This is a genomic window from Shinella sedimenti (genome assembly GCF_022601905.1).
GTDB lineage: Bacteria > Pseudomonadota > Alphaproteobacteria > Rhizobiales > Rhizobiaceae > Shinella > Shinella sedimenti.
In genome coordinates this window covers 136,392-152,642 of the sequence record NZ_JAKVIN010000007.1, presented here as the reverse complement: position 1 = coordinate 152,642, position 16,251 = coordinate 136,392, and the positions used below count along the sequence as shown (strand labels likewise).

13 protein-coding genes are annotated in these 16,251 nt (G+C 59.3%); 3 read left to right on the top strand and 10 right to left on the bottom strand.

The window, feature by feature from the left end:
* The first annotated feature begins 2 nt into the window (after positions 1-2).
* The gene (locus tag MKI86_RS16990; RefSeq protein ID WP_241602964.1) at positions 3-893 is read left to right on the top strand and encodes a LysR family transcriptional regulator; all 891 of its coding nucleotides are present in this window, start codon (positions 3-5) and stop codon (positions 891-893) included.
* Between the two features lie 136 nt (positions 894-1,029).
* Here the strand turns inward: MKI86_RS16990 and MKI86_RS16985 are convergent, their stop codons facing one another.
* From MKI86_RS16985 to MKI86_RS16940, 10 genes are all read right to left on the bottom strand, one after another.
* Positions 1,030-2,511, bottom strand: a complete 1,482-nt coding sequence (locus MKI86_RS16985) for a phospholipase D-like domain-containing protein (RefSeq protein WP_241602962.1) — start codon at positions 2,509-2,511, stop codon at positions 1,030-1,032.
* Positions 2,512-3,414: 903 nt separating this feature from the next.
* Positions 3,415-4,413 carry an acetamidase/formamidase family protein gene (locus MKI86_RS16980; protein WP_241602959.1) on the bottom strand — a complete coding sequence of 333 codons (999 nt, stop codon included), beginning with the start codon at positions 4,411-4,413 and terminating at the stop codon, positions 3,415-3,417.
* 30 nt (positions 4,414-4,443) lie between these two features.
* Positions 4,444-5,160 carry an ABC transporter ATP-binding protein gene (locus tag MKI86_RS16975; protein WP_241602955.1) on the bottom strand — a complete coding sequence of 239 codons (717 nt, stop codon included), beginning with the start codon at positions 5,158-5,160 and terminating at the stop codon, positions 4,444-4,446.
* Positions 5,153-5,872 carry an ABC transporter ATP-binding protein gene (locus MKI86_RS16970; RefSeq protein ID WP_241602952.1) on the bottom strand — a complete coding sequence of 240 codons (720 nt, stop codon included), beginning with the start codon at positions 5,870-5,872 and terminating at the stop codon, positions 5,153-5,155. The genes MKI86_RS16975 and MKI86_RS16970 overlap by 8 nt, the downstream gene beginning before the upstream one ends.
* Before the next feature lie 2 nt (positions 5,873-5,874).
* The gene (locus MKI86_RS16965; protein WP_241602949.1) at positions 5,875-6,930 is read right to left on the bottom strand and encodes a branched-chain amino acid ABC transporter permease; all 1,056 of its coding nucleotides are present in this window, start codon (positions 6,928-6,930) and stop codon (positions 5,875-5,877) included.
* A gap of 24 nt (positions 6,931-6,954) precedes the next feature.
* Positions 6,955-7,827: an ABC transporter permease subunit gene (locus tag MKI86_RS16960; RefSeq protein ID WP_241602947.1), complete on the bottom strand. Its 873-nt coding sequence runs from the start codon at positions 7,825-7,827 to the stop codon at positions 6,955-6,957.
* A gap of 83 nt (positions 7,828-7,910) precedes the next feature.
* Positions 7,911-9,119, bottom strand: coding sequence for an urea ABC transporter substrate-binding protein (locus tag MKI86_RS16955; protein ID WP_241603684.1), 1,209 nt, complete (start codon positions 9,117-9,119; stop codon positions 7,911-7,913).
* 76 nt (positions 9,120-9,195) lie between these two features.
* Positions 9,196-9,846, bottom strand: coding sequence for an ANTAR domain-containing response regulator (locus tag MKI86_RS16950; protein ID WP_241602944.1), 651 nt, complete (start codon positions 9,844-9,846; stop codon positions 9,196-9,198).
* Entirely contained in the window at positions 9,843-11,000 is a 1,158-nt protein-coding gene (locus MKI86_RS16945) for a transporter substrate-binding domain-containing protein (RefSeq protein WP_241602941.1), read from the bottom strand. Before MKI86_RS16945 ends, MKI86_RS16950 begins: the two co-directional genes overlap by 4 nt.
* An 801-nt stretch (positions 11,001-11,801) precedes the next feature.
* Positions 11,802-12,539 (bottom strand): LacI family DNA-binding transcriptional regulator, encoded by a 738-nt coding sequence (locus MKI86_RS16940; RefSeq protein WP_241602938.1) that lies wholly within the window; start codon positions 12,537-12,539, stop codon positions 11,802-11,804.
* A 639-nt stretch (positions 12,540-13,178) separates the two neighbouring features.
* Between MKI86_RS16940 and MKI86_RS16935 the strand changes: the two genes are divergently transcribed.
* Entirely contained in the window at positions 13,179-14,336 is a 1,158-nt protein-coding gene (locus MKI86_RS16935; protein ID WP_241602935.1) for an osmoprotectant NAGGN system M42 family peptidase, read from the top strand.
* Positions 14,337-14,474: 138 nt separating this feature from the next.
* Positions 14,475-16,250: an N-acetylglutaminylglutamine amidotransferase gene (locus tag MKI86_RS16930; protein ID WP_241603680.1), complete on the top strand. Its 1,776-nt coding sequence runs from the start codon at positions 14,475-14,477 to the stop codon at positions 16,248-16,250.
* Position 16,251: the final 1 nt, after the last annotated feature.

The following is a 16,251-nucleotide window of genomic DNA, read 5'->3' as shown; positions in this document are numbered from 1 at the left end:
TCATGAGAAACATTCCAACCGATCTCCTGCGCACCTTCCTCGCGGTTATCGACCTGCGCAGCCACACGCGCGCTGCCGAGCAGCTTGGCCGCACGCAGCCGGCGATCAGCTTGCAGATGAAGAAATTGCAGGAACTGCTCGACGTGCCGCTCTTCGCGAAGGATGCCGGTGCGCAGCCGACCGAGGCGGGAGAACTTGTCGCAAGCTATGCGCGCCAGATGCTCACACTGAACGACGAGATGGTGTTGCGTCTTTCCAGACGTGACCATCACGGCAAGATTCGCCTTGGTATTCCCAATGACTACGCCGATCACTTTCTGCCGAAACTGATGCCGCAACTTGCGCGCCACGGTCATGACTTCCGCTTCGAAGTCGTGTGCGACCTTTCACATGCTCTGCTGCAGGGCCTGCGCAATGGCCTATACGACATGGTGGTCGCGATGACGCCTGATGGACCTGCTGAAGGTGCCTTCATGACGTGGAAGGAACCGCTCGTTTGGATTGGCGAGACAAAGACCTCAGTTGTTACCGACGCTAGTTCCAACTTGCGCGTCGTCTGTTTTCCCGAGGGCTGTCTCTACCGGCGCGCCATGCTGACTGCCCTGCAACGCGACGGTCGCGGGTATGAGCTTGTCTACACGAGCCCCAGCCTTTCCGGTCTGGAGGCCGCGATCGGATCGGGGTACGGCAACACGGTCCTGGCCCGTCGCATCGTGCCTGCCAAACTTGCAACACTCGAAGACGTGTCCGGCCTTCCGCGGCTTGCCGACGTGGTTGTCGGCATCTATCTCAGCTCGGACCGCAAGCGTTCGCTCGTCGCCGAGAGCTTCGCCGCGCATTTCGCCGACGCGTTTGTTGCGAGCAACCGGGAGGATGACTGGCCCCGATCGTAACCCGTCGACAAATCGCCCTCGATGAACATAACAGCTCGGACCGACCAAATACGTTCCTGCATTTGGAGCCTTTTCGAGTGGTGCGCCTATTCGGTGAAATAAGCGCAATCTCGATGCTCATGAACGCGAGCAATGCCTAGCCTTCACGCCGGCGCCACCGAAGTGGGAGGTGTAATCGCCCTCGGAATAAACCGCGGCGCGTTATCGTCTCGAACAGTTCCTCAGGGCCTTCCGGATCGAGAATTTCGTTGTCGGCGAGCCACTTCTCAAGATCGGACACTTCCGGCGTAGTGTAGGGGATCAAAGTGCGCCCTTGTTGCGATTTGCGGAGACTTTCAATTGCCGCAATCAGAGATCCGGATTGCGCCATTTCATGCGCCACTGTGCGAGCGGACACGCCCAGATGTTCGGCCAGCAAGTCGGCTCTGAACGCGGCAATCCTTCCACGCATCTCTTCAGAGCCTCCTGCTTCGAACGCGACATCGCATTCGCGATCAAAGCGCATGGAACGGTTGTTCATGTTTGATGAGCCTACGCGGACAATCTCGTTGTCCACGATCATCAGCTTTGAATGAACATAAATCGGCTGCTTGTTGACGGTAACCGGGTGATACATCCGGAAGCGATCACTTGGGTCATGCCGCCTCAGCGACTCCCGTAATCGTGCTCTGGCTGTGTCCATCGCAAGCGCGCCCAGCCAATTGTCGGAGGCGACGGGATTGATGAGCACGACCTCTGGCCCATCGGGCTCAGCCAGCCGCTGGGCAATCGCTTGAGCCACCGCTCTCGACGCAAAATATTGGCTTTCCGCGTAGATCAGTGTGCGAGCGGACGCGATCATATCGAGGTACAGGTTTTCGATTTCGACGACCCGGCTCTCTTGAAGGTGCGACGGTTCGGTGCGGGCAACGGCCAAGTTTACCGAACCAAAAGAGAAACCCGGACTTGGCCGGTCCATGGCTGGGCCTTGTAAAGGGGCCCGAGGCACTTCGTTGCCGCCGGCGCGCAGCCATCGCATACGACAAAGTTCTGCCAAAGTACGGGCAGCCTCGCCAGTGAACATACTGGAAGCATCATGCCATGGACCGTAGGGCGCGCCGTTCGGCCGGTGCCGGAGCGGATTGTCGTCAAGATGCTCGCGCGTATCCCAGCGGTCGAGTGTGACGTCGATCCCGCCGCAGAATGCCACCTCGTCATCGATCACCAGCATTTTCTGGTGGTGCGAACTCCCGACTGGATGCTTTCCGTCAAGCTTCACGGAGATACGCGGATGCCATTTCCATCTCAGGAGATACGGCAGGTTGGACGGCCGCATCCAGCTTGCGAGGAGTGCCGGGCTCCAAAGGAGAATCCTGATCTCGAGATCAGGATTTTGGCGCGCCAGCCAGAGAATGAAGTCGCCAACCTTGCGAGGCGCGTCGTCATCGACATCGGGACGTCCAAGCGTTGTGCCCGCGTCAAAGTCCCATCCCACCAGGAATATGGAATGCCGGGCGGTTCGCATGGCATTGCGGATGGCGCTGAAATAGTCGTCCGCATCCACGATGATCGAAAAATCGTCCGCACGCCCAATACTCCAGCAGTTTAGTCCGGGCTGGAACACTGACCCGTCAGACATGTAGACCTCCCTTAACGCGCGCGTACAATACCTATAACCCAGCCGCACTCAATCAATCCCGGCGAGGGGTGAAGGGAAAAATATTCGTGGTTATTTTTACCCCCTCCACCGTGTGTTGGATGTCTCGGGTTCAATCAAGTCGTGCTGCCTCGACGGAAAAGAGAAGGGCGCGCAGTACCTGATCCATAAAGCCTGCGCGGACTGTCTCGGGCGGTTCGTCGAGGTCTCGGGCGTCGAGTTCTTTGGTGAGTCGTCGCCGTTGACATGGCCGAGTTTGGTCAACACTTTCGTATCTGGGCCGGCAAGAATATGGCTTCCCATATGTCTCCGTTACCCAAATATTCGCGTGCTTTGGAGTGTTTGTGGGCGGTGCCGGTGGATTACTTCACCGCGGGCTATCCAACCTTCGGTGATCCGATCGCGATTGACGTTTCTTGTTCGATTACAACGACGGCGCACCAGCGGGAAAAGCGCTGTGAAAGGTTTCCGGGCAATTGGGACCAAACGCAAATGGAGACCCGACAGAGGACCCCCGAAGAATTACCGAAAGGGCCGGCTCGATGATGCCTTGGCGGGTTCTAAAACGACACAAGGGTTTCGGCCTTTCACTGATGGTCGACATCATCTGGCTGAATATTCAAACTCCGAGAAGACTATGTAGTTTGTGGTTGCTTTTGGGCGCTGGACACAGTTGCAACTCTCCAGGCCTTCCTCTTCTAAACCTGCAGTGAAACGACCGTTCTGTAGGGCCTGCTGCTGGTTGTGGACCGAACGTGTTCACCTTCCGATAGACTGAGTGCAAGCATGAGTTTGAGCCCACCCACAGCGTGGGGCTGTCGTCCGAGGCGCCATCGGAAAGAAAAGGAAGAGGCCGCCCGATGGGGCGACCTCTGCAACGGGGTATCAGTTGGCTACGCCGACGATCGATTTCAGAACCGATGCGCCGACGGTGTATTTGGGATCGACCATGTTGCCGAGGCGAACGCGGCCGCACTGGGTCAGGAGCATGTAGGCGTCGATCTCCTCGAAGCCGAAGTCGGAGACCATCCAGCGGATGAGTTCACGGTAGGCGCCCCGCGCCGCGTCCTCCATGGGGCGCGATGAGCCGATCGTCATGTAGAATCGGTCGTTCTCCAGCCTCGGCGTTTTGATCGTCCAGTTCTTGATGAGGTCGATCTGTATGGTCGTGACCGTGGGATGCTCGACGGCAACGCCACAAAGCTCGCCGTCGCCCTGTGCCGCATGGCAGTCACCGAGATAGAGATAGGCGCCCTTCGTGTTGACCGGCAGGTAGATGACGGTCTCCGGGCAGATGTCGGGCAAGTCCATGTTTCCGCCGTAGTAGTCCGGAACGAGCGAGGAAATCGCTTCGATTTCCGGTGCGGTGCCGATCGTACCGATGAATGGCTCGTAAGGCAGAGTGATTTTGTCGTTCCATCTCACGCCCGTTTCGGCATCGACATCCAGCTTGCGGACGCGCTCCGGCAGTGGTGCCGTCAGCAATGCCGTATCGGCCGTCGGGACAAGTCCGCCGAACTCGGGCATGATGACCGTCGTTCCGCGTGGCTGCGGTCCGCGCGGAACGATGCTCTTGATATAGATCGCAAGGCAATCGCCCTTCTCTGCGCCGTTCACGTAGATCGGGCCGTTCTGCGGGTTGAGATAGGGAAAGTTGAGGAGCTTCGTTGGACTGTCGGTTTCGTGCTTGATGGCCCCCTCGAAGGCGTCGTGCGTTTCGGCGGAGACCACGGCACCGGGATCGACTGTCAGCACCGGATCGACGAAAGCGCCGTAAACATAGTGATACTTGCCCTGGCTTTCCTCGGTGATGCTGTAGGTCTCGCCGGCTTTCCCCCTTGCAACGCCTTTACGGGCCATGATTGTTTCGTCAAGCCAACTCATGAGTGCTCCTTCCTTTGCTGTTTTACGGTTTCAAACGGCGAGATAGCGTCGCACGGCATCACGGTCCTCCAGTGTTTCAGGCATGATCTTGTCGGTGATGCGGCCTTTGTCGATGACGTAGCAGCGCTGCGCCATAGCGCGGATCATGTCGATGTTCTGCTCGACGAAGACGATCGTGACGCCGGTCGTCCTGTTCAGTTCGACCATGATGCGGGCGATGTCCTGGACGATGTTGGGTTGAATGCCCTCGGACGGCTCGTCCAGCAGGATCAGCGACGGTTTGCCCATCAGCACCCGACCGATGGCGAGCTGTTGCTGCTGGCCACCGGACATTGTGCCGGCCGGCTGGTTGCGCCGCTCCTTCAGAATGGGAAAATAGCTGAAGACTTTCTCGATCTCTTCGGCCGTCGCGCGTTTGCTGGAGATGGATTCGCCCACCATAAGGTTTTCGATGACGCTCAGGCGCGGGAAGACGTCTCGTCCCTGTGGGACGTAGCCGATGCCGAGCCTAGCACGCTTGTAGGCAGGCACGTTGTCGACGGCTGTGCCGCGAAAGACAATCGAGCCTTTGTCGCGCGGAAGAAGACCGATCAGGCTCTTCATGAGCGTCGACTTGCCGACGCCGTTGCGACCGATGACGGCCACGATCTCGCCTTCGCGAACGTCGATGTCGATGCCCTGCAGGACAGGCTTGCCGCCATACCCAGACCATAGGCCGACAGTATTCAGAAGAATTTCGCTACGCATGGGTGGCGTCTCCGAGATAGATGGCGGCCACTCGTTCGTCTGCGACGATCTCGTTGATCGTGCCTTGGGCGAAGATCTTTCCAAAATGGAGGACGGTGACCTTGTGGGCAATCTGGCGAACGAAGGCCATGTCGTGTTCGACGGCCAGCACCGTGACGCCGTCTCGGTTCAATGCCTGGACCATTTCGCCGGTCGCTGCGGTCTCGTCCGGTGTCATTCCGGCCGTGGGCTCGTCGAGCAGCAGGAGACGCGGCTTCAGGCCTACCGCCATACCGATCTCCAGCCATTGTTTCTGTCCGTGGCTGAGATTGCCGGCCAGTTGATGCCGCGCTTCCGTCAGCTTGAGGAATTCAAGCAGCCGATCGATCTCCCCATCGAGTTCTGCGGGCGGGCAATGATGCTGCAGGGCGATCTGCAAGTTCTGGCGCACGCTGAGCGCCTTGAAGATGCCGGGAACCTGGAATTTGACGCTGATGCCGCGACGAATACGTTCGAACGACTTCGCCTTTGTGATGTCGTTACCTTCGTAGAGAATCTGGCCGGTTGTCGGCAGGTGCTCTCCGAGGATCAGGCGAAACAGGGTGCTCTTTCCGGCCCCGTTTGGTCCGATCAAGCAATGGATTTCCCCGCGCTGCAGGGCGAAGTCCACGCCGCCGGTCACATGCAGGCCGCCGAACCACTTGTTGAGGGCGCGTGTTTCGAGAATGGCCATGGTCATTCTCCCTGACGTTTCGGTTTGCGGTTCACCAGCCCGGCGACAAGCGTTCCCAGACCGAAAACGAGGCCGCGGGGGGCGATCAGAACGGTTAGCACCAGGAGAGCGCCCATCACGACGAGCGCGTACTGGCTGCCGTGGATAGTCAGGGCCTGAAAGCCGGCCAGCACGAGCATCGCGCCGATCAGCGTGGTCGTCAGGTCGCTGCGTCCACCGACGGCAACCCAGACGATTGGCAACGCCGCCGCCGTCATCCCCATCGAGGCCGGCGTGATGTAATTGCCCCAGGATGTGTAGAGAACGCCGGAAAGTCCTGCCAACGCCGAGCCGATAATGAAGGTGACCAATTGATAGACCCGAATGTCGTAACCCAGCATCTCGGCGCGCTGCGGGTTCTCGCGGATAGCGACGAGCACGTTGCCGAAGCGGGAGTTCACGAGAATTCGCAGACCGAGGTAACAGGCGATCAGCAGAGCCAGGGTGAAGTAGTAGAGCTGAACATCGGGGAAGAGCACGATGTCGCCGCCGAACCATGGGATCGTCAGGGACGGCATTCCGCCCATGCCATTGTAGCCGTTCAATCGTGCGGCACCGACCCGCCATTCCGGACCTGCGGTCTGTGCCATGAAGCGTTCGAGGACCAGTGTGACCGAAAGCGTGACGATGCCGAGGAAGACACCGCTGATACGGCCGAAGAAAAGGAAGTATCCGAGTGCCGCGGCCAGCAACGCCGCTGCCGCCACCGACGCGACCAAGGCGAAGATGGTCAGCCCATAGGCATCGCCGAAATTGATCGAGATGACGCCATATGTGTAGCCGGCGACACCGAAGAAAGCCGTCTGGCCGAAACTCAACGTGCCGCCGTATCCCCAGATCAGGCTGAGGCCGAGCGCCATGAACGCCCAGTTGAAGAAGTAGACGTTGTTTCCGACATCGTAGCCGTCGGCAAACAGTGGATAGGCGCATGCCAGCGCGACGACCAGCGTGAAGGCGGACCAGAAGGGCTTGCCTTTGCCGAGCGTCTGGGGGCCCTGCAGAAGCCCGAGCGTTTTCATCAGGGAGTTTGTTCCTTGCATGGATCAGGTTCTCTCGCGAAGTATCCAGCCGGAAATACCGCGCGGCAGGATGCGAATAACGATGATGACGGCGACCAGAAGGCCGATCTGTCCGGCAAGCTGTCCCTGCCAGGATGTCAGACTGGCCTTTACCGCGCCGAGGACGAGGGCGGCTGGTGCCGTCCCTAGGAAGATGTCCGCACCGCCGACGACGACGGTGACGAAGGCTTCGACGACAAATGCCGAGCCCATTGTGGGTACAAGCGTCATGGTAGGGGCATAAAGTCCGCCCGCGAGCCCGGCGAGCGCCGCGCCCAGGCCGAATGTGAGGCTGTAGACGAGACCGGTGTTGACGCCGAGCGCTTGCGCAATATGCGGCACCTGGATGGTTGCACGGGCCAGCACGCCAAACCGTGTTTTGGTGAAGCCCACCCAGAGCAGGCCCAGCGTTCCCAGCGCCGCGACCATCAACACGACGCGATAGACCGAGTAGGAATAGGGGCCGACAGTGAAACTGCCGAAGGGTGTTCCCGTGCCAGGCATGGTCGAGCCGAGCAGGATCAACGTCCCCTGCGTGACGACCATCGACACGCCCCATGTCGCGACAATGGTGTCGAGCGGCCTGTCGTAGAGAGGGCGAATGATAATGCGCTCGATCACCATACCAGCGAACCCGGCGGCAAGGGCTCCCGCGAGGATGGCGATCGGCAGCGGCAGTCCGGCGCGAGCAGCCGCCGCACAGACATAGGCGCCGCACATGATGAACTCGCCATGGGCGAGATTGATGACGCCCATCATGCCGAAGATGATCGCCAGCCCGCAGGCCGAGAGCACGAGAAAGGCGAAGGCATCACCGGTCTGATAGAGAAAGCTGAAGATCGAAAAGAGAACGGTCATTGCGACGATTTCCTTGCACGTGGGCACCAGGCGGCACGCTCGGGGAGGGACGTGGCCGGGACGGTCCCCGGCCACACGATGTGCTAGTTGGCGGCTTTGGGCAGGTTCGACGGCGTATACTGCTCACTCGGATCGTTCTTCGTCAGGTCGCAACCCACTTCACCCAGCCAATAGGGCTTGATGTCGTTCCAAACCTTCGGGAAGCTGATCGAGTGATCTTCGTTGACCTTGGCCAGGTAGATCGAGTGCGACATGTGCTGGCTCTTCGGATCGAGGCATACCTTGCCTTCCGGCGCGTCGTAGCAGACGTCGCCCTGGGCGATCACCTTGCGCAGTTCTTCCTTGTCAGTCGAACCATTGGCGCGCTCGACCATCTGTTTGTAGAGATAGACCGCCAGGTAAGAGTTTTCCGCTTCCTGATTGATGTAAGGCTCGTCCGGGAACTTCTTGTGCCACCGTTCGACAAAGGCCTTGGACTGGGGATTGTCCACTTCCTCGACCCAGTTGACCGTCGCATACATGTTGGCGAGGCTCGGCGGCTTGAAGCGTTTGTGCTCGTAGCCCTGGCCGACATTGACGGAAGACGCCATCGGGAGGTTCACGTTCGCTGCCGCAGCCTGCTCATAATAGGACGCCTGTGCGGTGCCAACGAGGAGGGTGACGACGAAGTCGGGCTTGGCGGCCTGGATGTTCTGGATCGTCTGCGAGAACTGCGAGACGCCGAGTGGGATGAACTCCTCACCGACCATCTCGCCGCCACCGTCCTTGACGAGATTGCGGACCCACTCGGCCGAAATCTGGCCGAAATTGTAGTCTGCCGCAATCGTGTAGACCTTCTTGCCGTAGGTCTCCATCATGTAGGGCAGCAGCGTCGAGAACTGCTGCTCGGGAACGGCGCCGGTGACAATCATGTTGGCGTCGCAGACACCACCTTCATACTGGTTGTTGTAGAACGCCAACCCATCGAACTGGTTGACGATCGGCCGGTAGGCTTCGCGCGAGGCGGACGAAAAACCTGCAAAGACCGCGTCCACCTTGTCGCGCTGCAGCACGCGGCGCATGAACTCCTGATATCTGGTGTTGTCGGACTGGGTATCGTAGATCACCAGTTCCAGCGGCCGGCCGGCAATGCCGCCGGCCGCATTGATTTCCTCCGTCGCAAGCTGGATGCCGTGAACCTTTCCGATCGTCGCGGCAGCAAAGTCGCCGGACTGGTCCTCGAGCACGCCGAGCTTGATAGGGTCCTGCGCATTGGCGGCGGAGCAAAGCAAAATCAGGCCGAGCGCCGTCATGGCGCCGTTAAGCGTCTTCTTCATCTTGTTCTCCATGGAGGTTGTTTTTAACTAAGCGGCGACGGCCTGCTTCTCGTCAGGTTCCTTGTCGTCGCCCCTTTTCGTCGAGACTGCGTGCCGTGCTTCGTTGGACGACACCTTCACAATAGGCTTCCAGGCTGAGGCGTGCGCGCATGGCCTCCTTGCGGAGTAGAGCGAACGCTCCCTCATCGTCGAGGGAATGAGACTTCATCACCAAGGTTACTGCCTTGATGACATGCCGACGATACCGACGGCGATGTTCGAGTTCTTGAATCGACAGGCGCAGGCCTGACATGTTGTCGAATGTGTTGATGGCCAGGTAGAGGGCGGAAAAAATCGAGCCGCTATGCACCGGCTTCGACAAAAAAGCCGTCGCGCCGAACTGCATTAGCGCGCGAAGCCGGCTGGGTGCTTCGATCCCGACAAGACCGATAACGGGGATGTGCGGCGGTCCGCTGCCACCGCCAGCGCCGCCCTGACCCGTTTCGGGAAGAAAGTTGAGATCGCCATCAAGAAATAGCACATCGCATTGGGCGTCGGCTACGTCCAGAATAGGAGGCAAGCCGCCATCATCGGGCACGACCGACTCTATGGACATTCCGAGCCGTGCGGCCATCGCCGAGATCGTCTCGATCGCACGCCAATCCCGGCTCAGGATCAGCGCTCGCCGTTGGCGGAAATTCTGAACATAGCGGTTGGACCTCATGACACGATCCTAAAGGATGGGCGAAGCGGCGACGCTTCGAGAATGGATGTGGAATTGATCAGATAGGGATCGGGCGCAACCGGGTTTCCTGCATCATAGACGATGTCGAAATGGCGATCGGCGCGGGAGCGGCCGATCCGGGGCGTCAGGTAGGTATGAAACGTCTCGGGATCGATCACGACCTCACCCTGAGGCGCCCGCAGTCGCTGGTTTGCCGCACAGGTCTTGACGTCGTTCATCGTGTCCGTGCCGGCTGCGCGAAGCGATTGTGCCAACAGAATGGTCGCCACATAGGCTGCTTCGGCTTCGGCCGAAGGGCCGTGGTTATCGGGAAATGCGGTGTTGTAACGGCTGACGAATTCGCGGTTGGCGATGGTGTCTATCGACGCGAAGTACACGCTGGAGCTCAGGTGTCCGTCGACTGCGTCCGGCCCTATGCTGTCGAGTTCGGGTTCGGAAAGGTTGCAGCTGGCGATGGGGTAGCGTTGCGCCTGATCGATGCCGCGAGAGCGGCAGGCAGCGCGAAATGCGCGAAAGAACGCGTAAGCGGATTCGCCGATGAGAGAGTTGAAAATGATGTCCGGCTCTGCCGCGAAGATGGCTTCGACTATGCAATCGACATCCGTTTCCCCGACCGGAAGGTAGCGTTCCCCAACCACCGTACCATGACGTTGCGCCAATTCTTCGCGTAGAATGCGGTTGCTCTCCCACGCCCAGATATAGTTCGAGCCGATGCAGAACACGCGATGGCCTATGTGACGCGTGAAATAATCCACCAACGGCAACATGTGGTGATTGGGGGCTGCACCCGTGTAAATCACGTTCGAGGAGCTTTCGAAGCCCTCGTAATGCGTGGGGTACCAAAGAAGCGCATCCCGCTTTTCAAAAACCGGTATCACCTCCTTGCGGCTTGATGAGGTGTAGCAGCCGATGACGTTCCTAACGCCGCTCGAAATCATGGTCTCCACGGCGGGCGCGTAGGCGTTGAGGTCGCTGCCGGGATTATGTTCGATTGGGGAAAGTCGGACACCGAATTCCGGGTCGGCGTTGATCTGTCGGCAGGCGAGGCGCGCACCGTGCAACATCGATGCGCCAACGGTGCCGTACGACCCGGTTACCGAAAACAACAGACCGATTGGATATTCTCTCACCATGTTCCGGCAGCCAATATGGTTGTACGGACAGCGCTATGCTGCCGACGGCGACGTTGCCAGAAAAACGTAACAAATATCCATATGTGGCGATTTTTTAAGCAGCATCGCTCGTCGCCTGTTAATTAAGCTGACTTCTTGTTATCGGCTTGTCAAGCGGCGCCATTGATTTTTTTCTGGGAGTATCCAGCGGACATAATGCAGTGCGGGATCGGGCAGACCCCAAGCCTGTCGTTGCATCGCGGGACGGTTTGTGGCCGGCACTCACGTGATGATCTGCAAGCGCAATGCTGACGAGACTGACGAGACAAAGACGGTCGCAGCCGACCAAGTATGGTATTTCTACCCTGGGTGGCGTCCTTCTATGCCGCCATGGCGCTGAACCATCGGCATCTATACTGAAAGCCGAATCGCTTTCCGGCGGTATCGACATCGTCATTGTCAATGTCAGCGTCTTATCAATCGGCACCACAAGTACAGTTGGAAACGAGATCTCGCGGTCGATGGTATGAGAAAGGTGCGACTATGAACGCAAGATTGCCTTGTCTCGAGAAAAGCACATTCGGATCGATTGTTCGGGTGCTTCCATATCCGGCAGACAGGTCAATTTCGCGGCCTGTCTGCATGGTGCGTTCAAGGCAGTTATGGCAATCACCTCAAAAACTTAATCAATTTTTTTGCACATCACTTCATATCCCCGCTAACTGCCTGGCTGCGAAATGGCTGCGTCGTCAGTTTCCGCTCCCAATCGTCCCAAATACATATGACGCAGCCATTCGCGAAGATTGCGAGGAACTCGTTACTCTACGCTTGCCTGTTCTTCGTTTGGGCTGGTGCCGTCGTATTTCGAATCCGCAGTCGAGTCGGTAGTATTATGGAATTGGGAGCGCCGCCGGGATATGAAATGCGCTGAAGCATGATGCGCCCCGCCGCTCGTCCGAGATCCCGTTTTGGTTGATCGGCCGTGGTAATGCCCTCGAACCGGAGCGGATAATGGCCATCCGCCTGCATCTCGAAAGCGTCATCGAACTCAGTCACGGACAGATCTTCGGGAACCTTCAGGCCATGCTGCTGAAAATAGTCGATGATGCCCATGGCAACAAAGTCGTTTGCGGCAATGACGGCGGTCGGGAGGCTCTTGAGCGCCGAAAGCGTTCCGGCGGCGACGCGGCCTGATTCAAAACTGTAATTGCCGCGCAAAACCATCGATTCATCGACGGCGAGACCGCGGGCGGCCATTCCGCTGCGAAAGTTGGTTAGGCGCTCCTGTGCGGTAGAGGAGAGCGCGGGGCCCGCAACATAGGCAATGCGTTCGTGACCCAACTCGCAAAGATGGTCGAGCAGTAACCGGATGCTCTGGGCGTTGTCCGGCCCGACGTAATCCATGACGGGCGCCTGTGGCCTCCGGTTGATGAACACGCATGGCGGTCCATGCTCAAGCAACTTGATGAAATCGTCCGTCAGCGTCTGCGAGATTCTTCCGTCATGGATTGGCGCGCCGAACTTTCGCCGCGCGGTCGAGCGGGCGCGGTCGAGACCCACGAGTATTCGGAATCCGCTTTTGTGGCGCGCTTCCGCGTCGCCGGCATGGGCCTGAGCTTCCTGCCGTCGGAACCGCGCTGACCATGCTGGCGCGCGCCGTGACCCTAGCGACCGGATCCAGCCTCGGCACGGCCGCGTTGCGTCTCATGTGCGCCGACCAAAGTCGTATCGCCACAGAGACCTCATCATTTCGGTCTCACCGCAAGGATCCGACGCGACACTGATCGTGCAACGGCGCGGGGTTATCGAAAGCGGTGAGGTGGCAGCGCTCAGTATATGTGGTGGTGATGAGCACCAAAGGTCCGGCGGCATGTGTCGATCTCATGGAGCCGGCCGTTTTGCCCCTGTCATTCATGTTGCCCTCACCGTCCTGCCGACGAAGATTTTCCCCATCGAAGGGAAAGAACCGGATTCAGTCTTGGTGGTCCGTGTCTCCTCCCCGCAGGAGAGGCTGAATCTCTACAGTGTAAACAGTAAACGCTTTCGATGAGGGTGAAATGGAGGGTGGCGATCGAACTTTTTTACGCCCTTCCGATCCCCTGAGGGGCAGGCGGTTGCGGCATGTGGCAAGCCATCGGGGGAGGGCATACAGCTTGCCTGTTCCTTGACGGTGGCGTCTTCGGTTGCGACAAAGCCGTTATGCAGGAAGAGATTGCGATCGATCCCGAGTACCTCAAAAGCCGGCTCAAAGCGCTGCTCGATATCCCCAGCCCCACGGGTTTCACGGACGAGGCGGTGCGCTATACCGCGCGCGAACTGGAAAGCCTGGGGCTGGAAATTGTCCTAACCCGCCGCGGCGCGATCCGTGCTCGCCGCTCCGGCGCCGCCGCCCGTCCGGCCCGCGCCATCGTCTCTCATCTCGATACGCTCGGAGCGCAGGTTAAGTACCTCAAAGACAACGGCAGGCTCGAACTCGTCTCCATCGGCCATTGGTCTGCGCGCTTCGCCGAAGGTGCCCGCGTCTCTATCTTCTCGGGCAAAGGCGTCTATCGCGGCACGATCCTGCCGCTAAAGGCCTCCGGCCATACGTTCAACGACGAGGTCGACAGTCAGCCGACCGGATGGCCCCATGTCGAGCTGCGCGTCGATGCGCTGGCGCGTAACCGGCATGACCTCGGCCAACTCGGCATCGATGTCGGCGATATCGTTGCGGTCGATCCGCAGCCTGAATTCCTCGATAACGGCTTTATCGTATCACGTCATCTTGACGACAAAGCGGGTGTGGCGATCATGCTCGCCGCACTTGAGGCCATGAAGCGGGCGAAGATCGAAACGCCCGTCGACACCTACTGGCTCTTCACGATCGGGGAAGAAGTCGGCGTCGGCGCCTCTGCTGCACTGGTGCCGGAAGTTGCCTCGCTCGTCGCCATCGACAACGGTACAACCGCGCCCGGCCAGAATTCGCAGGAATTCGGTGTGACCCTTGCGATGGCCGACCAGACCGGCCCCTTCGACTACCACCTCTCCAAAAAGCTATACGATCTGTGCGGCGAACACGGCCTGACGGTGCAGAAGGACGTTTTCCGCTACTACCGCTCTGATGCGGCCTCGGCGGTCGAAGCCGGTCACGACGTCCGCACGGCACTGCTGACCTTTGGCGTCGACGCCTCGCATGGCTACGAGCGCATCCACCTCCACGCACTGATCTCACTTGCCCGTCTGACGATCCACTATGTCGCCAGCGACGTGCAGATCGAGCGCGATGCCGAGGAGGTTTCCGGCCTGCGCGGCTTTACCCACCAGAAAGTGCAGGATGCCGAGCAGTGCCTTACCGTCGACGAACCGGACGCGCCCTGACGGGCGCGTTCTGACCTGCCGTCACATGGAACTTCGGCCCATCTCGCGCATTCTGTTCCCATAGCCGTCGGGGCCGTGGATTTCTTCACGGCCCCGACGGCATATGATGTACCAACAATGGAGGTTTCGACCCAGTTCATGTGTGGAATTTGTGGAGAAGTCAGGTTCGACGGCGGTTCGCCGTCGGTTTCGGCAGTCTCGGTGATGGCAGACGTTCTCGCCCCTCGGGGGCCCGATGCATCGGGGATCGTGGTGCGTGGAAATGTCGGATTGGGACATCGGAGATTACGCATCCTCGACCTCTCCGACAAGTCGCAGCAGCCGATGGTCGATCCGGATCTTGGCCTATCCCTCGTCTTCAACGGCTGCATCTACAATTTCCGTGAACTGCGGTCTGAGCTGGAGAAAAAGGGTTATCGGTTTTTCTCCGAGGGTGACACGGAAGTCATCCTGAAAGCATGGCATGCCTGGAGAGAGGATTGCGTGTCCCGCTTCCATGGCATGTTTGCATTCGTGATCCATGAGCGTGACAGCGGTCGCATCGTCATGGCGCGTGACAGGTTCGGCATCAAGCCGCTTTATCTGGCGCAGGCCAACGGCACGCTGCGCTTTGCATCCTCGCTGCCGTCCATCATCAAGGCCGGCGGGGTAGATACCTCGATCGATGTGGAGGCGCTTCACACCTTTATGACGTTCCACGCGGTCGTGCCGCCGCCGCGCACCATTCTTGCAGGTGTGCGGAAGTTGCCGCCTGCGACCATTCGAACTTATGATCGGGACGGTTCTTTCGAAGATCGTCGTTACTGGGATCCGCCCTATCGCCGGCTTGCCGGCGACGGGGCGATCACCCGCGCCGAATGGCAGGACGAATTGCTCGCCTCGCTGCGTACCGCCGTCAAACGCCGCATGATTGCCGACGTTCCCGTAGGGGTGCTGCTCTCGGGCGGTGTTGATTCCAGCCTGATCGTCGGGCTTCTGGCGGAAGCAGGACAGCAAGGTCTGATGAGCTTTTCCGTGGGCTTCGAAGAGGCAAATGGTGAAAAGGGCGATGAATTCATCTATTCCGACCTCATTGCCCGACATTTCGGGACGGACCATCATAAGATCTTCGTGCCATCTGCAGATCTGATGGACGCCTTGCCCGGTACCATCGCGGCTATGTCCGAGCCGATGGTTTCCTATGACAATGTCGGATTCTACCTGCTGTCCAAGGAGGTCTCGAAGCACATCAAGGTCGTACAGTCCGGCCAGGGTGCCGATGAGGTCTTCGGCGGCTATCACTGGTATCCCCCGCTGCTCGCCACCAGTGATGTGGTGTCTGATTATGGCCGGGGCTTCCGCGACCGCTCGCATGCGGTGCTGGCCACGCAGCTTTGCAAAAGCTGGTTGGCGGACCGCGATATCAGCGGAGACCTTCTGAACGAGCATCTCTTGCGGCCGGGTGCCGAAACGGCTGTCGACCAGGCGTTGCGCCTCGACAGCAACGTGATGTTGGTGGATGACCCCGTAAAGCGCGTCGATAACATGACCATGGCCTGGGGCCTGGAGGCGCGCGTGCCGTTCCTCGATCATGAACTCGTCGAACTGGCCGCGCGCATTCCGCCTGAGGAAAAACTGCGCGATGGCGGCAAGGGCATCCTGAAGGACGTCGCTCGCAAGGTCGTGCCGAGCGAGGTCATCGACCGCAAAAAGGGCTACTTCCCTGTCCCACAGCTCAAATACATTGCCGGGCCATACCTGGACATGATCCGTGATGCGCTGCATGCGCAGAAAGCCCGCGAACGCGGCCTCTTTCGCAAGGATTATCTCGAGCGCCTTCTCGACAAGCCCGCAGACCACATCACGCCGTTGCGTGGCTCGGAACTCTGGCAGGTCGGGCTTCTGGAAATGTGGCTCCAAGCCCAGGAGGTGTAAC